We start from the raw sequence: 24,659 nt of genomic DNA on the forward strand, positions 1-24,659 counted from the left end.
TTGTACTTTAAACTAAAAATATGCCTACAAAAATATCTTTAATTTTAAGATGTTTTCATAGACATATCTTTTAGTTTCTGTTGAATTTAGTTTTTTCAAATACTCTATTTTGACTTATTTAATCAACAAACACTCCTCTTTTACTTTTTTTAGTTAATAACCCCATATATTGTCTCCCTAATTCTTATTTTTCTTATTATGGTTTCATATACTCATAAATAAAATATAAGAACATACTCCCCAAAATAATGCACATCAAAATGTTAGATACTTTTGTTTAACGTTTTATTAAAACATTGACAAGGTATCGTTATTTTGATGTGTATTATTTTGAGCATAAGTACAAATCATATTTTTAAATTATTTTTAATTTTTTCTAATATCCTAGCCTCTATACCTTCATTCATTTCAACAGGCATATATTTTGTATTGTAATACTCTATATCATCAACTACATCTATATCAAGTTCTAAAAGAGCCTTTTTCATACCCTCAACAGTATATCCCATACTTTCTTTATCCTTACCTTTACAAGTACCTACAACTATGGCTTTTTTATTTGATGATAGTCTACTTTTCCATCTTCCTTTACTATAATCATTAAGACAAAATGTTCTATCAAGTAATGCCTTCATTTGAGCCGTCATATTGTAATTATAAGACGGAGAAGCTAGTATATAGCCATCGCATAATTTCATATTTTCTATTATTTTTGATACATCATCATTTATATTACATTCACCTGTTTTTATACAATGCTCACATCCAGAACAAGTGAATATATTCTCACTACTAAGTATGTACTTTTCAACATCAATCTCTTTTTCTTTAAGAGCTTTTATAATATAATCAGTTATTAATTCTGTATTTTTTCCTCTTCTAGAACTCCCTACAATAGCAATCCACTTTTTAGCCATATATTAACTCCTTCAAAATTTATGTGTCTGACCTTATTATGAATTTACCCTTTCAAAATGATTTTCTATAAACTATTCTTAAATTCCGATTTCATTGAGACAAAACTTTTTATTTTATAAAGTAGCAGATCGACTTCCTCTATACTTGTTCTATAATTTGAAAAACATGCTCTTATGCAATGTTCTCCCATAATATTTGCAGCAGACAAGAAAAATTCCTCTTCTATTTCTATTAAAAAAGATTGATTCATAGTAGCTCCTTTATCAAATGAAAAACAAACGGCACTTGTTTGTGGCTTATGTAATATCCTTACCCCATCCATTTTTTCAATCTCCTCGGCAAAATAAGTTGCCATCTCTATATTAGAATCTACAACCTGTGAAAGCTTTTTGATTCCATACGTCTTAATGACAAACCATGTCTTTATTGCTCTTGAAGTTCTAGTTGACTGTATTCCATAATCCAGATAATTTATAGGTGTATCTTCATCAAATTCTACACCACCTGTATTATATGCATTGTATAAATGCCTTTTGTCTTTTACAAGCACACATCCAGCCTCTGTAGGAACAAAAAACCACTTGTGGGGATCTACTGAAATTGAATCCGCTTTTTCTATTCCTTTTAGAATCTCGCCACCTTTTTTTGATAGTATTGCCCCTCCACCATAAGCTCCGTCTACATGAAGCCACATTCCATATTTCTTAGCAACATCTGAAAGAGCCTCTATATCGTCAACAGCTCCTGAAAGGGATGTTCCAGCCTGAGCTATTATACAAAATGGTCTTAGTCCCTGTTTAATATCTTTTTCTATTTCTTTTTCTAGACTATGGATATCTATCTTGAAAAACTCATCTACATTCACTTTTTTAAGCATATTCTTTCCAAATCCCAAAACTCCTACAGCCTTATCTATTGAAGAATGAGCTTTTTTAGAAGTATAGATAGTAAGTGGATTTGAAATACTCTGAATTCCATATTCAGTACTTCCAGGCAAAAACGCTTCTCTTGCAGCACCTAGAGCAGTAAGAGTTGAAATACTTCCACCGCTTACGAGTATTCCTCCCGATTCTTTGTTATATCCGAAAAGTTGTCCCATCCAGCCTATTACCATATCCTCTATTACCGTGGCTGCAGGACCAGCCTTAAAATTAAATGGAGCCTGGCTTATTCCTACATTTGCAATTTCTCCCAAAATCCCCGCCTGCGAAGGGCTTGTTATTATCCATGAAAGAAATCTTGAACTCCCAATCTTTGTTGAATTTGGAACAACCTTTTCTTTAAACTCATCTATTATATTCTTTGCATCAGAGCCTTCCATTGGAAGTGTTTCAAACAAAAAATCCTCAATATCATTTCTTGAAGCCTTGGGCACAACCCTTCCAACAGATATATCTCTTTGATATTCCTTTATTACATCAGAAAGCTGGTCTAAATATTCATCAAATTTTTCAAGCTTTAGCATATTGCCACCTCCGCCATATTTTTCAAATTATACACCTATTTCCATTTTATCATTAATATTCTTTTTAAGTATAGACATTATATAATATCCTTAATTGTAAATACATAACTAATACTATACTTAAAACTCTCTATGAAAATGTTGTTGTATTAACAGTGTCTTCATAAAGAGTTTTTTATAATACTAATTTATTTATCAACATTATTTGAAATATAACTTATTCACTGTAACTATCTCCAGAGCTTACAGGTAAATCTTTCAGTATTCTCATAAAGTAACAACTTATAAAAGGTATTAAAAACAAATCTAATGCCATTATTATATAAGATGATATTTCTATCATATCTCCAGCTACATTCAGATTTTTATAATCAACAATTCCTGCAATTACAATAGGTACTATTCTAAGACTTGATACAAAAAACATAAACATAACTTGTTTGTAATATTTTTTAATTACGATTCCATTTAAAGACATATACGACTTATCTTTGTCAATTATACTTGCTATATAAGTTATTAAATATATTCTAGATATGCTTAGAATATATACCATCCCTAATACTATACTCCAGATAACTTTATAATTAAATTCTAAACTACTTTTTATGAAAAAATACTCAATTCCTATAAATACAACTAAAGGTATTCCTAAAATAAGTCCGGCTCCAAAATATCTCCCTATCCTATCTTTCGCAAACTCCCATCCAGTATCAAAATCTATATTTTCTCCATTATAAGACATATATGCTTTATAATTTAAAGCTATCAATGCTCTATATCCTAAAAATATATTTGCTACTAATACAATCAATACTACAATTGGATTTTTTATTAATTCTTTCAATAAAGCAAATGTAAGTACAATAAGACTGTATTTAATATAAATATTAAATCCATTTTTATACTCTTTATACGAATCCTTTAGAAGTTCAGTAATACTATAACATTCTTGATTATTATCAATAAGTTCTACATTATCATAATGATTCATCACTGTATTTGAAATGTCTTCGTAATTTAAGAATTTTTTAATAGGTATAAAAGCACTTTCTCTTTTAATCATCTTTATTTTCATTCCATAGCAGGGAATAAATCCTCTTATATCTTCTCCATATTGAAATCTTATATGTTCAATTTCATCCCAATTATAAATATTTCTAGGCTTTTTCTTGTACAAGCTATATACCTTTATACCCTCTTGATCTACTCTTATCTTGATATTTTCAAAAAAACATAACCACAGTATCGTAAGTTCAATACCAAATAAAATTATCGTTCTAAGTATTCCCATATTATGATTTTGACTAGCTCTATTATAGTCGATTTTTTCAATATAATCTGGTTCTAAAATATCAAAACTTCCCTGTTTTGTATTAACCTCATAATCTTGTAGTCCCTTTGCATCTTCTATATTATCTTTTATAGATATATATGTCAGTTTACTTGCTGCCAATAAAAATATTAATAAAAACATAATCAATTTTCTCTTGTTTAATTTGTATAACGTTTTCATAGTTCCCCCCCTAACAAATCTTCTTCATTATAACTTTTTTGGTTATATTTGTAAACAAATTCCCTGATTTATAAAAATAAGGTATGGTTGTTTTTATATAAAAACAACCATACCTTATTACAAATATTATAAACTCCATTTTTTAATTATATTTTTTTATTCTTCTTAATTAACCTAATGCAACATCTAAAATCATCATTACAGCAAAACCAATCATACATCCAATTGTTGCAATATCCGTTCTTATGTGCTCTTCACCTTGTTGAGCTTCTGGGATTAATTCTTCAACAACAACATAAATCATTGCTCCAGCAGCAAATGCTAATGCATATGGTAATAAAGGACGCATTCCTATAATAGCAACAGCACCAATAACACCCGCAATAGGTTCAACTATACCAGATGCTTGACCATATAAAAATGCTTTTTTACGAGAAAAACCTTCCCTTCTAAGTGGTATTGAAACTGCTGCTCCCTCTGGAAAGTTTTGTAAGCCAATACCAATTGCTAAAGCTACTGCTCCTGCTAGTGAAGCTGAAGGTAATCCATAAGCAACAGCACCAAAAGCAACTCCAACAGCAAGACCTTCAGGAATATTGTGTAATGTAATAGCTAATACAAGAAGTACACTTCTTTGCCAACTGGTTTTTACGCCTTCTGCTTGAGAAGTATCCTGTCCTATATGTAAATGAGGTAATAGCTTATCTACAGAAAATAAAAAAGCTCCTCCACCTAAAAAACCAATTGCAGCTGTCAACCAAGCTGTTTGACCTAACTCTTCTGCCATTTCAATCCCCGGTGCTAGTAGTGACCAAAAGCTTGCTGCAATCATAACTCCTGCTGCAAAACCTAACATAGCATTTAATACTTTTTTGTTAATTGTTTTAAAGAAAAATACTAAAGATGCCCCAAGTGCTGTAACACCCCAAGTAAATAATGTCCCAATTAAAGCTTGTGTTACTGGGGAAAATTGCGATAACCATTCCAGCATAGTTTTGTCCTCCAATACTATTTATTTAACCTTTTATATTATCTATACCCAAAACAATGAAATATCTTCATTTAGATTTAAATAATTTGTGATTTTTTATAACTATAAGTTTTACATATCACTTACTCTTTCAAAATACATTTTATCACTTCTTCCAGTATCTATTTTCACTCCAGTAATAGCATCAAAAGTGTATGTATAAGATTCTTTATTTAATTCAATAAAAACCCTATATTGTAGCTCTCTATCTATATTTGTAACTAATATAACATTAGTTACATTTCCCTTATTCAATTTAGATACTACATCTTCCTTTATGACTTTAGGTTCTTCTATACTTACCTTTTTATAGTTTAGAGGATCTGATATACGTAGATTACTAAGTGATCCATAGCAATTCATTTCAATCTCAATTTTATGTGATTCATCGTATACATCGTCTACTTTTCTTATAAATTCATAGCTTATTTCTTCTAACTTACCTTCGTCAAACCTCTTATTCTTTTTATAACACACATAATCTTTAGGTACTAATATATTTTTTATTTCTCTAGCTTTTTTATCTAAACCGTCCTCTGATACAATAGCTGTTGCTAACTGTCTTCTTCTATACATACTTAAAGATCCATCTTCTTTTCCTATGCTTATACTATATGAATTTTTATCCTTCCCATCCTCCCATTTATTATAAAACTCATAAGTTTCTTCTCCTGTTTTTTCATCATCTATTATTACAGGTTTTTCATTAAATATTTTTTCTAATATTTTGGTTGTTAACTGTCTAGCCTCTTCTAAACTTACTGTATTCTCTGTTTTTTCTTCTTCAGTATTTTCTATAGATTCTGTTTCTTCAAGTCTATATTTGCTTAACCCTATATACTCTTTTTCCATAGCTATTTTATTAGCCTCTAATATAAATTCCTTATATATTTTTTTATACTTTTTCTCTTCTCCACTTCTATAAATCGAGTTCATATCATTATCATTTAATACCTTATAATAAGCTTTTATAAACTTTTTATTATATTTATGTATACCTTTTAAATACTGTTCATCTTTTTTAGTTAAGTTTTCCTTATCTTTCATATCTATGATAGGCCAATAACTAAAACTTAAAGTAAGCCAATTAAAAGCGCCCTTCTTTATATTATATATTTTTTCTATTTTTCTACTCTGTATACTTAAATCCTCTATATAGTCGGTATGTATTTTATAATCTTTTTCCAAATTTTCTTGCATATATATATTAAATATAATTTCGTTTATATCTTCTAATTCAGTTATAGCTTTTTCTAAGTTTTTATATACACTTTCATACACATATTTATTAGAATTACAATTTAGCATAAATAAATTAACGGATATTATGAACATTAATACACTAATAATTTGAAGAAATACCTTATTCGAAAACAATTTATTCATTATAATTACCTCCCCACAATCCTTTTCATTATAACTTTTTTTGAAATATTTGTAAATAAAGTCCCGCACTCACAAAAATAAGGTATTAATGTTCAGATAAAAACACCAATACCTTATCATAAACTAAATATCAAGATGATCAATTTAATTTTGTATACTCAATTATCTTTAAATTTCAAAATGTCTATTCAATTATACTTATGCTATGACTTTTAAATAACTCTTCTACTTTTTCACTTGAATCTATAACTCCGTTTAAAACCTCTTTTCTCCATAAAGATTCATCTTTTTCAATTTTTTAAATATGGTATGAAAAATTCACTATATTGCTGATCCTTAGATTCATTTATATATTTTTTTGAAACATAATCACTTGCATCCTCACTCATAAACTGTAGTATCGCAGCTACAGTACCATAGTCACCAGTTCTATCAATATAACTTTTTACAATATCATCAATACATTCTATACTCAAGTATTGTCTAATAGCATAAATACAATTAAAATCATCAGTCTCACCAATATAATTTTTAACTATAGTATCTACTTTTGATTTACTCATATGAGGAATATAAATCATTATATTATTTATGTTGCCTGTTTTTTCAATAATTTCTAACGCCTTCTTGTCATTAGCAAGCACATCTTTGCTCACCAATTTACTACTATCAATATAATTTATTCCATTATTCATTCTCATATTGTTATTTATATTGTTGTTCATATTATAACCATTATTATTAACATTTCTAAGTTCAATCTGTTTAAATTGCTTATTACAGTTAAAGTTTATACCTGTTATGTTGCAAAATCTTTGAAGTGGAATATATACCTCTTCATTCATTTGCAATGCTGGTAATTTATCATCTTTATATTCAACATCATTAACTAATATATGATATTTTGATATCTGTAAAGTATAGTCTTCAGATTCTGCCATGGCCTTTACTCCACTTAAAACAATTATTCCGAATATAAATCCACAAGTAAATATTTTAATTTTTATCCACATTACAACAATCCCCTTTATTAATTTATAATTTTTCCAATTTAAGTTAAAGATTTATAATCTTATATATGTAATTATTATACATGAAATATATGTTATTGGAAAATATTAACTTTTATTTCACATACGTCAAATCTATTAGTATATAAAAACAAATGATAAAATCTTATTTTATCAATAAGAAGATGAATTGAATGTCTCCTAAATTAAGATTGTGCATCTTACATATCATATATAGCATGATAAATAATTTTAAATACAAATTATTTATTTTCCTTTAATATAAAGTGAAACTTAATTAAGATGGAGTTTTTACTCCAGCTGAATTTCTAGTTGCATAAGTGCCCTAGGGGTAAACTAATCCAGAAGCTGTTAAGTTCTTATCTCCAGCTTTAAAAGGATGGAGTCTTAGAACTTTTAGCTTTCGGATAATATTCTACAAATATAACTTAAAGGAGAATAACATGAATATAGTCATATTAAACGGAAGCCCAAAATCATCAAATAGTATAACCGTACAATCAATGCATTATTTAGCCTTAAAAAACAAGACATGTAACTTTGAATACTTAAATATTATAGATGATGTCAAAAAAGGTGAAAAAGACATACTAAAAATCGCTGACAAAGTAAGTGAATGCGACGGTGTTATTTGGATTTTCCCTGTTTATCATATGCTTATACCAGCTCATATGAAAGCATTTATTGAAAAAATTAACGAATATAATCTAGTAAAGAAATTCTCTAATAAGTATTGTGCTACCTATTCTACCTCTATACATTATTATGATCATACTGCTCATGATTATATGGAAGGTATTTGTAACGATTTTGATATGAAGTACTTAGGAAGTTTATCTCATGATATGAATGATCTTATTAAAGCAGAATGTCAAAGTGAACTTGAATTTTTCTTTGCTAATTTTATAGAATCTATAAAAACAGATGAACTTACATTAAAAAGATTTAAGAAAACATCAAAATATAACTATAACTATCAAAATAATGAATGCTCAAAAAAGATTAAAACTACTAAAAGAACTGTAATTGTAACTGATTCAGAAAAAGGTTCAAATATAGATAAAATGATTGTTAAATATTCAAGTATGATAGATGGCCCTGTTAAAGTTGTAAATATTAACGAATCTACTTTTAGTAATTACTGTATTGGATGTTGCAATTGTAGTACCCATAATGAATGTATATACAATAATACAGATGATTATAGAAAGACATTAGATTTTATATTGGATAATTCAGATATTATTGTATATGCTTGCGAAATAAAAGATCGATATTTTTCATCAAGAATAAAGCTATTCTTCGATAGAAGTTTTTGTTATACCCATATTCCTGTATTTAAAGGTCGCCAAATTGCATATCTTGTTGCAGGACCAGTTAGTGAGTTAGGTGCACTTAATGAAATTATGAAATCTTATAGTAGTAATGAAACAAATTTAGCTGGAATCGTTTCTGATGAATGTCAAGATGATAATATTTTAAATAATCAAATTGAAACCCTAGTTAATAAAAGCATTAATTTTGCAGAACAAGACTATATAAAGACGCCAATGTTTTTATCAGTGTGTGGATCTAAGTTATTTAGCGATGCAATCAAATCAACTTTAGGTACTATTTTTTTAGCTGACTATAATTACTATAAAGTAAATGGTTTAATCAAAAATGAATCTATAACTGGGAAATTAAAAAATATGACGTTTAGATATATGATGAATAAAAAGGCTTTTCAATCAAAAGTTAAAAAAAATATGTATAAACACATGATTTCAAAACATAAAAAAATACTTGAACTAGAGGTAACAAATAACGAGTAAGGGACTGAAAGTATTTTTCATGGTAATCACAGATTTTTTCCCTCTAATTCTACACTGGTCAATAAGTTCATCTTTAGGGGTTATATTAGCATCAATTTTTCTTGGATGTATTACTAATAACTCCGAACATCCTAATAGTCATTGTTATTGCGTGTTCAATTATCATACCTAGTTTAATGTCTGGAACATAAAAAATTCTAGAAATATAATTTACAATAATATAAAATACAGTTATAGTAATAATAATTTTAAGGAGATTTATATGAATGTTGATTTGAAATGTTCTGATAACATAAAAGGTATTATGATAGAAATGCTTGAAAATAAAAAAATCAAAATATCAAATAAGTCTGATATTTTGATTGTTGAAAAAGGCTATGATTTAGACGATGGAAAGATAGGAATTGTCTTTGAATTATCCACGATAAATAATTTAATACATTTTCTTGATTCATTTTTAGGTCAACAAGAAAACAAAAGGGTTATTACTGGAAAATGCGAAGTTGGCTATGAAGTCATTAATTATAATCAAATTAGCTATTTTGAAGGCTCTGGTAATGATGTTTTTTGTGTTGTTGGTGATAAACAATATAAAGTAAAAGAAAAATTATACGAATTAGAAGAAAAATTAAGAGACCATGGCTTTATAAGAATTAGCAAATCTTTTATCGTTAATATAATAAAAATTGATCAGATTCAACCCTGGTTTAATGGCAAACTATTGTTAAAAATGAAAGACACATCGTTAACTATATATGTTACACGTAAATATTTAAGAGAGTTCAAAATTTTTTTAGGATTGTAGAGGTTATAAAATGAAAGAAAACACTAAGAGTACAATAGTTAATTCGATAATATCAGCGCTTATTGGTTTAATAGTGGGATTATCAGAAATTTCTTCAACTCATTTTAAAATAAATGATATCTACATATTACTTGTAGATTCTTTAGTAGGTTTAGTGATAGGAACTGTAATACGCCAAACTTTTATTATTGCATATGGAAAGCTTAAAGTATATCAAATATTCATTTTATCTTCTATATTATTAACTGTTATATCTATGTTTCCAGCTACAATTGCCCATTTTGTATTTGGAAAACCGTTGTTTAGTACAACAACTATTATCATCATTATTATAGCTCAGCTATTAGGTATGTCCTTTACCTTTGCATCCTATATGTATTACAAAAAGCTCAATGAAAGATTAGATGAAAAGAAAAAAGAATTCTTAAATCGTTTATAATAAATAGTCTAAAAAAAGATGTAATGTTAATAAGGCAAATGCTAATATATATGGTAATAAAAGGCGCATAGCTATAATAAATGCGCCTCCAATAACGCCTACTGAAAATCCGAGCGTAAATACTTTGTTTTTTTAGTATATTTTTATATTTCCTGATGAAGTATTTATTATTATTTTGTTTTTATCATTTTCAACAGTTCCTCTTAAAGTATTATCTTCCTGTTTGCCTCTTACAACTATAGGAAAATCACATTCTATATTTCCACTAGAACACTCAGCATCTAAATAAAATTTAGCATCATCTGGTAGTCCTATATTCACAGTTCCTGAGGAAGTATCTAAATCAATATTATTATCAAATATGTTATAATTAACTTTTATTGAACCAGAAGACGATTCGCCTCTTAAATTACCAGTAAATTTATCTAATTCTATATATCCCGAAGATACATCTATCAATGTAGATTTTGTAACTATATTCTCTCCTATTAATGATCCTGAAGAAGCTTCATATTTCAAATTTTTAATATTTATATCTTTTAAATTCGCATTCCCTGAACTTAAATTTATAAAAAGATTATTTAATGTTAATTCACTTTGAATGTTTATATTACTAGAAGAAGAGTTTATTTCTATATCTTCTTTATAACTTTTAGGAACATAAATATCAAGTTTTAAATCAGAATTAAATATACTATATGAATTTGGTCTTTTTATAAATATTAACAGTTCTTTACCTTTTATCTTACTTTCAAGTTCTGGCTTAAATGTCGAAGTAATATTTCCATATAAATGAGCTTTAACATCTTGTCTATCTTCAGGTATTATGTTAACATCACAACTTGAAGTTTCAATAGAGATTTGATTTATTGTGTCTATCTTTTCAATTTTCTCTTGATCTAAATCATTATAAGTTTTTTTATTTTTATATAAAATACTAAAATCACCTTTAAATCCACCAGTAAAAGACATTATAGTAAATCCTATTCCATAACAAATTAACATTATAACTACTAAATACGTAACCAGTTTTTTAATACTCATAAAATTCCCTCCCAATTATTTCTTGATAATATCAATATTATATTTTAAATATTTAACAGTTCCTTTATATGAAATTTTAGTTAAATAAATATTTAAAATTAAAAACAGTGACCCTAAAGCAGTTGTTCCTATACCTATAAATATAACTACTATAGGATTCATGTTAATACCAAAATTTCCTCCTAATACAGGTCCAAATATTGCACCTATGACTATTCCTATCCCACCAAAAGTTACTCCTAAAGCCGCGCCAAATAATCCTATCAGTACTCCTGCCAATCCTAAAAAAGGTCCTAAAATAAAAATCAAGTTAAACAATCCAAGAGCTATTGTAGCAATAACTGCTTTAACTATATTTATAGGTGTTGGATTATTTTGTGCATTTTCAATGACAATGTTTACTTTATATGATTTAGCTATTTTTTTAGGATCACCTAGTTCTTTTGATATTTCATCTTCTGATTTTCCTCTTGCTAGACCTACGCTAAAATGTTCTTTATAGTCATAAAGTATCTCATCTATATCAACTTTAGGTAATCCATAAAGTTGATTTTCTAAAATATCTATAAATTCTTTTTTATTCATTTAAATCCTCCTCATTTATAATGATATTAACGCCTTTAACAAAATGATTCCACTCATTAATTAATTCATTTTTTATTTTCTTACCTTCATCCGTTATTTTATAATATTTTCTAGGTGGTCCTTCAGTTGATTCCTTAAGATAACTTGTAAAATATCCCTCTTTTTGAAGTCTTCTTAAAAGGGGATATATGGTTCCTTCAGATATATTTATATATTTTGATATCTTTTCTACTAATTCGTATCCATAACAATCATTTTTACTGAGTAAAACTAGAACACATAATTCTAAAACACCTTTTTTAAATTGAATATTCATTTTTATCCCTTTCATGTATAAATTTGATTTATAATTATAGTATATTATACGGTATTGTATATTGCAAGGTACTAAGCAAAAAACAAATCTAAAAAGACTATATATTTTGATATATAGTCTTAATATAAGGTATTTACTTTAACCTCTTCACATTCAATTATATAAATTTTATTTAATCCTTCTTTAAATTTAATATTTCCTTTTGTATAACTATTATCAGATTCTTCATTTTGTAAATCACTATTTTTATTCCAATCTACGCTGCCTTGTAATCCATCCACGTTTTTTAGCGTTGCAAATATATCTAAACTATCATCTGTACCCACATTTATATCTACACCTGAAGCATTCTTTATAACCCATTTATTTTTCACAGCATCTCCATCTATATTTATATTTTGGTTGTTCCCTTGTATTTCAATATCCTTATTTCCTGGTAAAAATATTGTATATTCAACCCAAGTAAGTCCGGGATTTAAATTCTCAGCTCTTGGTAAATCTTCAAATTCTATATATAAATTATCTCCAACTTTTCTTGACTTTATTTTTGAATTATTTATAATAGTTTCTGATTCTTGCTTTGAACCTGCTAAAACTGTTCCTTTTCCTGAAACTATAATTTTATTATTAGTGCCCTCTTTTATATTTAATGTTGTATATGTATATTGTTTTGGATAATCTACTATCACTTTTTCTATATTATTATCTATATTAATTTCTTTATCATCAATCAAAACACTATACTCTTGTCTACTTATACAGCTTGATAACTTTGTCATTATATCAAGTGAATGTATTGTATATGCACCAATGCTAAATAGTCCTATTGATATGATCATAAATATACTTAAGATATCGTATTTTACTTTTGATTCTTCTTCCTTTGAAAAATACACATAAGCTATAATTTCAAATCCAAGTATTATTAAAATTACAGGCCAAAATCTAAATATATATTCAGTTACTAATGCTACCTTTAATAAAGATGCTAGTAATACTAACCCTAATATAATAAACATTACACCTGAAGATAAATTTCCTACTCTCCATCTTCGCATTGAATTTCCTCCTTTTTTTTATTTACATTAAGAAGCTTTATTCCTCCTACTATAAATACACTTCCTACAACCACTGTTGTTAAATACCTTTTTATTGTATAAATACTTATATATTTTGTAATACCTATATATTTAATTAAAGTATCAAATCCATCAATTAGTATATTTTGAAATATTACGATACAGCCTATAGTAATTAATGCATATCCAAATATTTTACTTTTATCTTTTGTTAAAAATGTGTTTTCTTTTAAAGAACTAAATATAGAAACATCTTTACCTTGTAAGTTTTCTTCTGATGCCTTATGCATAGCATCAAACAGGCTGTAAAACCAAATTATAGGTACTAAAAGCATGAAAAAGTTAATTTCTAAAAAATCAGTAAGGAAAAATGGTAAGAAAAAAGTACACATTAGCTGAACACCTTGTTCTTTCAAGTTTAGATACATATGACCTGCACCTGGAATTATAGATAAAACCATAGCTATAACTTTTTTATTTTGAATAGTACTTCCCAATTCTAAATTAAATTCTTTATTATAATCTTCAACGCTACTAATATATCCTTTATTTATTTTATCAACTAAAATCATACTATCAACCATACCTATTAACCAAATAATAGGAAATACTATTAGTAATGCTTCTCCTTGATATATACCTAAAATTTCAACCGTAAAAAACACCATAAACAGATTAGCAATTAAACTCACAAAAAATACTACTCCTCTTTGTATATTATCAAGATATACATGAGATAGCCCTGGTATTATAGATAGTACAAAAGTAAATAATTTACTTTTTTTATTCATAGAAAGTCCCCCCTTTATTTTTTCTAATGTAATCACACACTCATTATACATCAAATAAAAACATTTTTGGTTTAAATTGTATTTTAAATTTTTCATAAAAGTTGCCTCTTAACAGAAACTAATTTCCATTTCGAGGCAAACCTTATTTTTGAATTGATATCAAGTAAAACTTATTCAAAGCCGTATCCACTGTAAAACTATCACCTACAGAAGATAGAAGTCTTATAATTAATAGTCATTGGATAAAATTATAAACTAATTTAATACACATAAATTTCAAAGAATGAGTTTCAAAATTATGTTGAGGATATGAGCATATCATATAAGATAATGCAAATTTTTTATTTGAAAAAGTCTTTAATAAAATTAGGAGCGCTGTCTTCATCAAAAGTTCCATAATCTATGTTGTTTTTATCCTCTGAATAAAATCCTATAATATACTTTGCGTTTGAATCTCCATTATAATACTCATTTTCATAATCCTTTAAACATATTTCTATTTTATCCTTGTCTACTATTTCTAACCTTTTTACTTTTTTATCTCCTTGATTTATATATCTATCATACTGATCTATATGTATATCATCTTTATCTTCTTTTCTTTCAACAACAGCATAAGCTATATCTTCTGGGTTAATTCTGGAATTTTTTATATAATCTTTTTCTTTTAACCATTTTTCAAGTTTAACGAACGCTTTGTCCCATCCTATATTTATACTATTATCATACTTATCTTGCATAGCATCTTCGTTATTATCTTTTTTATTTTCTACTAATGAAACATCTATATCTGCCCAATATACTTTATTATCTGTCATTTCTTCATATTTTTGATTATTTATTTCATCTTTTAGAAGTTCTAAGCATTCTTCAATTTCTTCTTGATTAGTTATAGAGGTTACTTTATTACTATTTCCTGTAGGTCTAATTGTTATTTTTTCAATATCAGAATCATTAATATCAAAAATTCTATTGTTTATTTTTTTATATTCCTTAGATTCATATATAGGTTTTAAATATTTAATGTACTTTTCTTTTGAAATATCATAACTCCTTTTTATTGTTTTTCCATTTTTTAATTTATATGCAATAGCAACATGTTCATTTGAATTATCTTTTTGTAAATTTTTCTTTTTATCATCTATAATCTGCTTATGAAGTTGTTGAATATTGTGCAAATTATCTTCATTGTAATAAAATTTTTCTTCTTCAGATTCTATCAATCCATAAAAACCTCTATCAAAATATATGCTCTCTACTTTTTTTAAATCTGGAACATATTTTTCATATCCAATAATATCAAATTTCAACCCCAATAAAAGTATTATTATTATTCCAACATATATAAAATATCCTTTTACGTTTTTGAATACTCTTAAAGATTTATTTATAGTAATTTCTGCAATAAAATATCCAATTAAAGACATAATAATGTACCAAGATAATACCCATTGAATATTTTTACCGTATTCTAGAAAATATAGTCCCCCTAATAGCATACTACAAAATGTTACCCCATATTTAAATATAGGCTTAAAATGTCTAAAAGCAATAGACTGCGATGCTGATTCAAGATTTCTTTTGTTATATAACGTTTTAGATATACAATATAAGATAATATAACTAATTATATATATCATTATTGCTTTAAAACTCATCATATTTTTGCTTCCTACTACAACTTCTATTGTTAATGGAGATAATTTAAATATATCACTACGCATAAAATAAGAATCTACACTAAATCCATAAACGAAAATTCCCATGTTAAAAAATATTAAAGTAGTTAACCCTACAGGCAAAAATAAAAATATGTAAGTTAATACACCTTGGACAGCGGATATTCCTGTAATCATTCCTACAAGAACACTAAACATAAAAATTAATATACTTAGGATTATAGTTATTCCACCCCATCTTAGAATATCTATTGTATATACAATGTCCTTATAGTAACCATTATAATCTAGTGTAGAATTTAATATAACACAAGCAATTGTAGTTACAAGTACTGGTATTGTTAAAAGTATTGTGCCTACAAATATATGATTATTATATAAATCTCCTCTTTTTATAGGAAGAGCATGTATCATATCTGATGATTTTTTTACGTGTATATATCTAAATAATAAAATTGCTAGCAATATAGGTATAACTCCTATTAAAATCATTGTTTCTCCAGTTTCAAAATCAAATAAACTTTTTATTGGGTTATTGTTATAATGTCCATAATTTTCAACCTCACTATTAATCATAAGTATTCTCATTGGTATAGTAAGCAATAACCCTAATAAATAAACCGCTCCTATCCAAGAAAATCTTTTTAAATCATTTAATATAACGCCTTTATTAAACAATGATATTTTCGATTTCATACCCAATACCCCCCATTTCGTAAATAAATATTTCTTCTAATGTTAATGGTAAAATATCTAAAATTTTTGGATCATACTTTTCTAAATTAGATATTATAGTTTCTTTTTTACCTCTAACAATTAATAAAACAATGCTTCCTCTTTCTTCATTATAAAGTATATCTATTTCCTCTAAAGTATCTTTTGGCATTTTATTAAAAGCAACTTGTATCTTATGAATATCAGATTTTAAATCATCTAAATCCTTTTGAATTACCATACTTCCTTTATGAAGTATTCCTATATGATCACATATATCTTCAAGTTCTCTCAAATTATGAGAAGATATAAATACTGTCATTTCTCTTTCTGCTACATCTTGAATAATTAAATTCTTTATTTTTTTTCTCATAACAGGATCTAATCCATCAACTGGCTCATCTAAAATCATAATCTTCGGCATTGTAGATAAACTCAACCAAAATGCTACTTGCCTTTGCATACCTTTAGATAAACTACTAATTCTTTTATTAATATTTATATTAAAGACTTCTTCTAGTTTTTCAAATCTCTCTTCATTCCAGTTTTTATAAATTCTTTTATAGAATTTAGCCATTTCTTTTATTGTATATTGAGCGAAGAAATAAAGAGTATCAGGCATAAATATCATGTCTGATTTTATATCTATATTTTCATATACTTCATTATTATCTATGTATACTTCTCCACTGTCTTGTTTGTAAATACCTGATAGAAGTTTCAAAAGTGTAGTTTTTCCCGCTCCATTCGAACCTACTAACCCGTATATCGAACCTCTTTCTACACTTAAACTAACATTTTTTAAAGCTTCAAACCCTTCAAAAGATTTACTTACATTCTTTGTTACAATCATTTCCTTCTCCTCCTTTAACCAAGCTTTCAGCTTCTGAAATCATATCTATAATTTCATTTTTGCCCATACCTAAATAAATAGCCTCAGACAAATTCTTAACTAATTCTTTTTTTATATTTGTTAACTTTTCAGAATTTATAATTTGTGATGATGACATTACAAAACTTCCTTTCCCCTTTATAGAATATATATATCCTTGTCTTTCTAGCTCTCTATATGCCTTTTGAATAGTATTTGGGTTAATTGTAAGCTGTTTTGAAAGTGTACGTACCGAAGGTAGTTTTTCATCTACTTTTAATACCTCACTAATTATAAGTTCTTTAAATCTTTCTACTAATTGTTCATATATAGGTAGTCTGCTTCTTAAATCTAATTCAAACATGTATGCCCTCCTTTCATTCTATCTGTATCATATGTATTATCTGTATTATTATATGTAGTACAGTTTTAATTATAGCTCAAGTTTTATATTTTGTAAATACAAAAACAAAAAAAGAAGGCTAAAAGCCTTCTTCAATATTTATTATTCAGTTACTAACTTTAATTCAACAGGTATGAATTTTTCTAAACTCTCACCTTTTATTACCTTATCTGCACTTTCAACTCCTAAAGAACCTATTTGATCTGGTTGTTGAGCAACTGTTGCAGCCATTTTTCCTTCTTTTACAGATGCTACAGCATCATCTGTTGCGTCAAATCCTACAACCATAATTTCTTTTCCACTTGTTTGTATTGCCTTTAAAGCCCCTAGAGCCATTTCATCATTATGCGCAAATACTGCATTTATTTCCGGATTAGCTTGTAACATATTTTCCATTACTGAAAGTCCTTTTGTTCTATCAAAGTCAGCAGCTTGTTTTGCTACTACCTCTATTTCACTAGTTTTTATAGCATCATTGAACCCTTGTCCTCTATCTCTTGTAGCAGAAGCTCCTGGTATCCCTTCAAGTTCAACCATTTTACCTTTTCCACCTAATTTTTCTATTATATATTCTCCTGCCATTTTTCCACCAGCTACATTATCAGAAGCTATATGTGTTACAACATCTCCTCCATTAGCAGCTCTGTCTAATGTTATAACTGGAATATTAGCATTATTTGCAGTTTGAACAGCATTTACTACTGCATCTGAGTCAACAGGATTTATCATTATTAGAGATACTCCTCTTGTAGTTAAATCCTCCATATTTGCAATTTCCTTAGCAGGATCATTTTGAGAATCAAGTACAACAAGTTCATAACCTAATTCTTTCGCCTTAGCCTCTGCTCCATCTTTTAATGTTACAAAGAATGGATTATTAAGAGTTGATAATACTAACCCTATTTTTTTGCCACCTTCTTGTGTTGTATTGTCTTGTTGTTTTCCACATCCAGCAAGCATTCCTAAAGTTAAAATAGCAACAAGTAAAATCGAAAATATTTTTTTCATTTGTATTTCCTCCTCTTTAATTTTTATCCGAAAGCTAAGAGTTCTATATATACCCTCTTGCGATTGATGACAAAAACTCTATAGCTTCTAGATTGATTCAACTATAAATCCAGATTATAAAAATTGAATCTGAATTAAGTTTCACTTTATATTAAGGCATTAACCATAATATCTATTTTGATTTTCTGTCTAAAAGAACTGCTATTAATATTACTGCTCCTTTTGCAATCATTTGATAATAAGAGGATACATTTAGCAGGTTAAGCGAATTGTTTAATATTCCTATAATCAAAGCACCAACAACTGTTCCAAGTATACTTCCCTGTCCTCCCGCAAGACTTGTTCCTCCTAAAACTACAGCAGCAATAGCATCTAGTTCATATCCTGAACCAGCATTTGGCTGAGCAGAAAAAAGTCTTGAAGTTACTATAATTCCTGATAACGATGCTAGTATTCCACTTATTGTATAAACCCATATTTTTAATTTAGTAGTATTTAGTCCTGATAATCTTGAAGCTTCTTCATTTCCACCTACTGCATAGACATATCTACCTAGTTTTGTTTGAGTTAATATATAGTAACATATAGCAAATACTACAATCATAAAGTATACAGGTACTGGTATTCCTAATAATTGACCTGCTCCTAACTTTGAAAAAGCCATGGCACCTTTGCTATTTCCTAATCCTATAGGTCTTCCATCAGTAAAAACTAAAGTAGCTCCTCTAAGTATTGTCATCATTGCAAGAGTTGCAATGAAGGGTTGGATTTTTCCTTTACTTATAATTAACCCACTTACCGCTCCTAAAACTCCTCCTACTGCAAGTGCTGCTATAATAGCTACGAATACATTCATTCCTGAAGCTATTAAACTTGCACAAATAGCTCCCGAAAATGCAAGTACTGAACCTACCGACAGGTCTATTCCTCCAGTTAGTATTACAAATGTCATACCCGCTGCAATAACAGCATTTATAGATGTTTGTTTAAACACATTTAGCATATTAGGTACTGTTAAAAATCTAGGACTTAAAAAGGAAATTATTATAGAAAATACTATAAGTCCTATTATAGATTTAAATTTCATAAGTTTTTCTTTATTCATTATTAAGCCTCCTTTACACCGACTGCACTCTTCATTATCTTTTCTTGAGTTGCATCATTCATATTGAATTCTCCTGTAATTTTACCTTCATGAAGTACCAGTATTCTATCACTCATCCCTAAAATTTCAGGCATTTCTGAAGATATCATTATAATTGCTTTTCCTTGCTCTTTTAATATATTTATAAGATCATAAATTTCTTTTTTAGCTCCCACATCTACTCCTCTAGTAGGTTCATCTAATATCAAAACCTCTGGCTCTGTCATAATAGCTTTTGCAATAGCTACTTTTTGTTGGTTTCCTCCGCTTAGATTCTTAATTATTTGATTAATACTAGGAGTTTTTATAGACATTTTATTTATATAATCTTTTACATTACTTTCTTCTTTAGTTTTATCTATTTTAAATACAGTAGAAATCTTGTCCAAAGATGATATAGTCATGTTTTCCTTTACAGAAAGTCCCAATATTAATCCTTCTGACTTTCTATCCTCACATACATAAGCGATTGCTTCTTTTAATCCTTCTTTTGGAGAATTTATACTCACCTTTTTACCATTTATAAAAATCTCACCTGTATTTTTACTTATAGCTCCATATAAAGTTTTTGCAAGTTCTGTTCTTCCAGCTCCCATAAGTCCTGAAATCCCAAGTATTTCTCCTTTTTTAACTTCAAAATTTATATCTTTTACATATTGATTACTAAGATTACTAACCTTCAATACTGTTTCTCCAGTTGAAGTATTTATTTTTGGAAACTGTTCCGTAAGTTTTCTTCCTACCATCATTTCAATTACTTTATCTTCATCTAACTTGGAAACCTTTTCCTCTCCTACATACTTTCCATCTCTTAAAATAGTAATATCATCACATATTTCAAATATTTCCTTTAGTCTGTGTGAAATGTAAACGATTGCCTTGTCTTCATTCTTAAGTTCATTTATAACTTTAAATAAACTTACTGTTTCTTTATCTGTTAACGCATCTGTAGGCTCATCCATTATTATTATCTTTGCATTTAAAGAAAGAGCCTTTGCTATTTCAACCATTTGTTGCTCACCTAAACTAAGACTTCCCAACAATTCTTTAGGACTTTTATCTACTCTTAACTTCTTTAAAAGCACTTCTGAATCTTTATAAAGCTTTGACCAATCTATTTTTCCAAATGAATTTAGAGGTTCTCTTCCTAAAAATATATTCTCACCTATAGTTAACTGATGAATCAAGTTAAGCTCCTGATGTATTATTGCTATTCCTTTTTCTTGTGCATCTTTAGGTCCCCTAAGTTCTATTTTCTGTCCTTCATAATAAATTTCACCATCATTTTTCTTATAAACACCACTTAATATTTTCATTAGTGTTGATTTACCTGCTCCATTTTCTCCAAGTAGTGCCATTACTTTTCCTGTATATAACTTCAAATCAACTCCATCTAAAGCTTTTACTCCAGGAAACTCTTTAGTTATACCTCTCATTTCTAAAATTGGTTTCTTCATATTTTTCACCTCTTAAAATACTACTCCAGATTTTAATATCACATTAGCATATGGTGTAAACTCTCCCGTCCTAACTATAGCCATAGAATCTTTTGTTATATTCTTAAATTCTTCATGGTCTACTTTTACTATTTTTATATCATTAAATCTGTTTAAGATTTCTTCATATAATTTAGGACTTATTTCTTCCATTTGGGACGCTATAATAATTTCTTCAACTTTCAATTCTTCTAATACTGCATCTAACGTGTCTAAGAATGAAGGAGTTCCATGTTTCAAAGCTAAATCTATTCTTTGAGTATTTTGGGGAATCGGAAGACCACTATCACAAATAGTTAACATGTCTGTATGTCCCATCTTAGATATAATATAAGATATTTCACTGTTAATAAGTTTTCCTTTTTTCATTAATTATTCCCTCCTTCAAAGTTTATAACTTCTTCTAAATATGGTAATGAACTTTGTGCTCCTTCTTTTGTTACACTAAGTGCTCCAACCTTTGATGCAAAGTCTATAGCTTTATCTATAGTTTCATCATTAGCCAAAGAAACTACTACTGCTCCTGTAAAACTATCTCCTGCTGCTGTTGTATCTACTGCACTTACTTTGTATGATTTATACATTTTGTGCATATCTTTATTTATATATAAAGCACCTTTTGATCCTAGAGTAACTATAAGCTCTTTTACTCCTTTATTTATAAGTGTTTTTGCTGCACTCAATATATCCTCATCATTCTTTATTTGAATGCCACTTAATATTTCAAGTTCTGTTTCATTTGGAGTTAATAGATCTACATTTTTTATTATTTCATCTCCTAGTTTAACTGCTGGAGCTGGATTTAATATTGTATATTTGTTTAACTCTTTTGACTTTTCAAGTGTATATCTTACCGTATCTATTGGAACTTCAAGTTGAGTTACTATTATATCTGATTCTTTTATTGCATCTATACAATTATCTATATCATCTTTTTTTAATTCATAGTTTGCACCTGGCGCAACTACTATACTGTTATCTGCATCTTCATTAACTGTAATCATTGCAACACCTGATGCTATATTTTTTTCTGTCTTTACATACTCTATATTTACTTTATCTTTTTTAAGAGAATTTAATAATTCTTTTCCGAATCCGTCTTGTCCCACTTTTCCAATCATATTTACTTTTCCATTTAGTCTTGCCATAGCAACAGCTTGATTTGCTCCTTTGCCTCCTGGAACTTCTTTAAAATTCAATCCAATTACTGTTTGACCAACTTTTGGCATTTTCTCAACATTAACTACTAAATCCATATTTAAACTTCCTACCACAGTAATTTTTTTCATACTTTTCACCTCTTTGAAGTAGATTTTCTAACTACAAGCTGTGTAGATAAATCTATGTGTTTTATATTTTTTTCTTTATTTTCAATTGCATCTATAAGTATCTCAATAGCTTTATATCCCATTTTATAATTAGGTTGTCTAATTGTAGTTAGTTCCGGATCAATAAGGTTTGACATATATATATCATCAAATCCTACTACGCTTATATCTTTTGGAACATCTAGTTTCATTTCTTTTAGAGCTTTAATTGCTCCTATTGCAATCAAGTCGTTTCCGCAAAATACACTAGTGTATTTAAGTTTATTCCCTATATCCTTTATTGCTTTATATCCCCATTCACTTTTGTAATTTCCTTCTTTTATATACTCTTCTTTGAACTTAACATTAAACTCATTTAAAGCTTTTTTATATCCTTTTAATCTATCTAATGCAGTCTTACTTTCTAATGGTCCTGATAAATATAATATTCTTTCATGTCCTAATTGAAGTAAATGTTTAGTTCCTTCATATCCTCCCTTGAAATTATCTACAGTAACTTTTCCTATTATGCCGTTTATATCTACATCTCTATCTACTAACACTATTGGAACAGAGGTTTTTTTCTTACCTTCAAAACCTTTTTCTCTTTCAGAAGCTGCTGTAAATACTATCCCATCTACCATTTTTTCAACTAACATATTAATATATTTTTCTTCTTTATCTGAATCGTCATCTGTATTACAAAATATTATATTATATCCTTTTTCATTAGCCTTATCTTCAGCTCCTCTTGCAAGTTCAGGGAAGAAAGGATTTCTTATATCTGGTATTACAAGACCTATAGTATTTGTTTTCTTAGTAACTAAGCTTTTAGCTATTTTATTAGGTCTATAATTATGTTCTTCAATTAAATTTAGCACTCTTTCTCTTGTAGCATTACTTATATCCTTATCTTTATTATTAAGTATTTTTGACACTGTTGTTGTAGATACACCTGCAAACTTTGCAATATCTTTTATTGTAACACCCATTATATTTTGCCTCCATATTTTTAGGTAAACGTTTTACTAAATCGTTTACCTAAAGTATATCATCGCATAAAATATATTTCAATATCTTTTTTTGTAGTTTTCATATAGTGATTATGATATCCATTTATATAAATAAAAAAACTTGTATCTTATTAAGAAACAAGTTTTTTATCCTAAATTATTTTTTCTCTATACTGCCTAAAAACTTCATTAATTCTTTTTGGTTCTTTAATATAAATATATTTTTTTCATTTTTATATTTATCTAGTTTCTTTAATATCATATTCCTATCAGATTTTGGAAAATTCCAAATCCATTGGAAAAACTCTAAATCAAATGTTTCAACACAACCTTCTGTTATATCTGGTCTAGATTTATTTTTATACATAAATCTTCTTTTAATAGCTCTTAATAAACAAGTATATCTTGAAAAATCAAGAAAAATAATTGTATCAGCCTCAATTAAACGAATATCCATAGTACTTGCATAATTTCCGTCAATAATCCAAGATTTCTTCTTTACTTGTTTTTTTATAACCTCAATCCATTCATCGTGTTCAGTTTCCACCCAGTTACTTTTCCAAAATAATTTATCTAAGTGAATAACCTCTATATTCATTAGACCTCCTAATTTTCTTGCTAATGTAGACTTTCCAGCTCCCCCAGAACCAATTATCATTATTTTTTTCAATATATTCACCATACCTTTAAGCTTTGTATATAATTTTCATTCCTGTATTTGTGAATAAATTTTATCATGCTATTACTTTATTTTGTATAATTAAGGTTAAAAACATGGCATTAATTTCAAATAAATTACAAATAT

24 protein-coding genes are annotated in these 24,659 nt (G+C 27.6%); 3 read left to right on the top strand and 21 right to left on the bottom strand.

Annotation, left to right across the window (positions count from 1 at the left end):
* Positions 1-347: 347 nt before the first annotated feature.
* From Tmeso_RS01295 to Tmeso_RS01320, 6 genes are all read right to left on the bottom strand, one after another.
* Positions 348-917, bottom strand: coding sequence for a flavodoxin family protein (locus Tmeso_RS01295; RefSeq protein WP_099187463.1), 570 nt, complete (start codon positions 915-917; stop codon positions 348-350).
* A gap of 65 nt (positions 918-982) precedes the next feature.
* Entirely contained in the window at positions 983-2,383 is a 1,401-nt protein-coding gene (locus Tmeso_RS01300) for a pyridoxal phosphate-dependent decarboxylase family protein (protein WP_099187465.1), read from the bottom strand.
* Positions 2,384-2,600: 217 nt separating this feature from the next.
* A complete protein-coding gene (locus tag Tmeso_RS01305; protein WP_099187467.1) occupies positions 2,601-3,899 on the bottom strand; it encodes a hypothetical protein in 1,299 nt (432 codons plus the stop codon).
* Between the two features lie 169 nt (positions 3,900-4,068).
* Positions 4,069-4,890 (bottom strand): ZIP family metal transporter, encoded by an 822-nt coding sequence (locus Tmeso_RS01310; RefSeq protein ID WP_099187469.1) that lies wholly within the window; start codon positions 4,888-4,890, stop codon positions 4,069-4,071.
* A gap of 111 nt (positions 4,891-5,001) precedes the next feature.
* On the bottom strand, positions 5,002-6,315 hold the full coding sequence (locus Tmeso_RS01315; RefSeq protein WP_099187471.1) for a hypothetical protein: 1,314 nt from the start codon (positions 6,313-6,315) through the stop codon (positions 5,002-5,004).
* A 290-nt stretch (positions 6,316-6,605) separates the two neighbouring features.
* On the bottom strand, positions 6,606-7,328 hold the full coding sequence (locus Tmeso_RS01320; protein ID WP_099187473.1) for a hypothetical protein: 723 nt from the start codon (positions 7,326-7,328) through the stop codon (positions 6,606-6,608).
* Between the two features lie 461 nt (positions 7,329-7,789).
* Here Tmeso_RS01320 and Tmeso_RS01325 point away from each other — a divergent pair, with 461 nt between their 5' ends.
* The 3 genes from Tmeso_RS01325 (at position 7,790) to Tmeso_RS01335 (ending at position 10,404) form a co-directional block, all read left to right on the top strand.
* Positions 7,790-9,160 (top strand): NAD(P)H-dependent oxidoreductase, encoded by a 1,371-nt coding sequence (locus Tmeso_RS01325; RefSeq protein ID WP_099187475.1) that lies wholly within the window; start codon positions 7,790-7,792, stop codon positions 9,158-9,160.
* A gap of 262 nt (positions 9,161-9,422) precedes the next feature.
* Positions 9,423-9,965, top strand: a complete 543-nt coding sequence (locus Tmeso_RS01330; RefSeq protein ID WP_099187477.1) for a LytTR family DNA-binding domain-containing protein — start codon at positions 9,423-9,425, stop codon at positions 9,963-9,965.
* Between the two features lie 10 nt (positions 9,966-9,975).
* The gene (locus Tmeso_RS01335) at positions 9,976-10,404 is read left to right on the top strand and encodes a hypothetical protein (protein WP_099187479.1); all 429 of its coding nucleotides are present in this window, start codon (positions 9,976-9,978) and stop codon (positions 10,402-10,404) included.
* A gap of 132 nt (positions 10,405-10,536) precedes the next feature.
* Here the strand turns inward: Tmeso_RS01335 and Tmeso_RS01340 are convergent, their stop codons facing one another.
* From Tmeso_RS01340 to Tmeso_RS01410, 15 genes are all read right to left on the bottom strand, one after another.
* Positions 10,537-11,448, bottom strand: a complete 912-nt coding sequence (locus Tmeso_RS01340; RefSeq protein WP_099187481.1) for a DUF4097 family beta strand repeat-containing protein — start codon at positions 11,446-11,448, stop codon at positions 10,537-10,539.
* 15 nt (positions 11,449-11,463) lie between these two features.
* Entirely contained in the window at positions 11,464-12,033 is a 570-nt protein-coding gene (locus Tmeso_RS01345; RefSeq protein ID WP_099187483.1) for an HAAS signaling domain-containing protein, read from the bottom strand.
* Positions 12,026-12,349 (bottom strand): PadR family transcriptional regulator, encoded by a 324-nt coding sequence (locus tag Tmeso_RS01350; RefSeq protein WP_099187485.1) that lies wholly within the window; start codon positions 12,347-12,349, stop codon positions 12,026-12,028. Before Tmeso_RS01350 ends, Tmeso_RS01345 begins: the two co-directional genes overlap by 8 nt.
* 119 nt (positions 12,350-12,468) lie before the next feature.
* Positions 12,469-13,407 carry a LiaF transmembrane domain-containing protein gene (locus tag Tmeso_RS01355; RefSeq protein WP_099187487.1) on the bottom strand — a complete coding sequence of 313 codons (939 nt, stop codon included), beginning with the start codon at positions 13,405-13,407 and terminating at the stop codon, positions 12,469-12,471.
* Positions 13,389-14,219 carry a hypothetical protein gene (locus Tmeso_RS01360; RefSeq protein ID WP_145993127.1) on the bottom strand — a complete coding sequence of 277 codons (831 nt, stop codon included), beginning with the start codon at positions 14,217-14,219 and terminating at the stop codon, positions 13,389-13,391. Before Tmeso_RS01360 ends, Tmeso_RS01355 begins: the two co-directional genes overlap by 19 nt.
* A gap of 341 nt (positions 14,220-14,560) precedes the next feature.
* A complete protein-coding gene (locus Tmeso_RS01365) occupies positions 14,561-16,594 on the bottom strand; it encodes a DUF6449 domain-containing protein (RefSeq protein ID WP_099187491.1) in 2,034 nt (677 codons plus the stop codon).
* Positions 16,569-17,465 (bottom strand): ABC transporter ATP-binding protein, encoded by an 897-nt coding sequence (locus Tmeso_RS01370; protein ID WP_099187493.1) that lies wholly within the window; start codon positions 17,463-17,465, stop codon positions 16,569-16,571. Before Tmeso_RS01370 ends, Tmeso_RS01365 begins: the two co-directional genes overlap by 26 nt.
* Entirely contained in the window at positions 17,440-17,847 is a 408-nt protein-coding gene (locus tag Tmeso_RS01375) for a GntR family transcriptional regulator (RefSeq protein ID WP_099187495.1), read from the bottom strand. The genes Tmeso_RS01370 and Tmeso_RS01375 overlap by 26 nt, the downstream gene beginning before the upstream one ends.
* A 141-nt stretch (positions 17,848-17,988) precedes the next feature.
* Positions 17,989-18,894, bottom strand: coding sequence for a ribose ABC transporter substrate-binding protein RbsB (rbsB, locus tag Tmeso_RS01380; RefSeq protein ID WP_099187497.1), 906 nt, complete (start codon positions 18,892-18,894; stop codon positions 17,989-17,991).
* Between the two features lie 172 nt (positions 18,895-19,066).
* Positions 19,067-19,999, bottom strand: coding sequence for a ribose ABC transporter permease (gene rbsC, locus Tmeso_RS01385; RefSeq protein WP_099187498.1), 933 nt, complete (start codon positions 19,997-19,999; stop codon positions 19,067-19,069).
* Between the two features lie 2 nt (positions 20,000-20,001).
* A complete protein-coding gene (gene rbsA, locus Tmeso_RS01390; RefSeq protein WP_099187500.1) occupies positions 20,002-21,495 on the bottom strand; it encodes a ribose ABC transporter ATP-binding protein RbsA in 1,494 nt (497 codons plus the stop codon).
* A gap of 12 nt (positions 21,496-21,507) precedes the next feature.
* Positions 21,508-21,903 carry a D-ribose pyranase gene (gene rbsD, locus Tmeso_RS01395; protein WP_099187502.1) on the bottom strand — a complete coding sequence of 132 codons (396 nt, stop codon included), beginning with the start codon at positions 21,901-21,903 and terminating at the stop codon, positions 21,508-21,510.
* A complete protein-coding gene (gene rbsK / locus Tmeso_RS01400) occupies positions 21,903-22,823 on the bottom strand; it encodes a ribokinase (RefSeq protein WP_099187504.1) in 921 nt (306 codons plus the stop codon). Before rbsK ends, rbsD begins: the two co-directional genes overlap by 1 nt.
* Before the next feature lie 5 nt (positions 22,824-22,828).
* A complete protein-coding gene (locus Tmeso_RS01405) occupies positions 22,829-23,833 on the bottom strand; it encodes a LacI family DNA-binding transcriptional regulator (protein ID WP_099187506.1) in 1,005 nt (334 codons plus the stop codon).
* Positions 23,834-24,011: 178 nt separating this feature from the next.
* The gene (locus Tmeso_RS01410) at positions 24,012-24,524 is read right to left on the bottom strand and encodes a DNA topology modulation protein (protein ID WP_099187508.1); all 513 of its coding nucleotides are present in this window, start codon (positions 24,522-24,524) and stop codon (positions 24,012-24,014) included.
* Positions 24,525-24,659 lie beyond the last annotated feature (135 nt).

It is taken from the genome of Tepidibacter mesophilus (assembly GCF_002724055.1).
Classification (GTDB): domain Bacteria; phylum Bacillota; class Clostridia; order Peptostreptococcales; family Peptostreptococcaceae; genus Tepidibacter_A; species Tepidibacter_A mesophilus.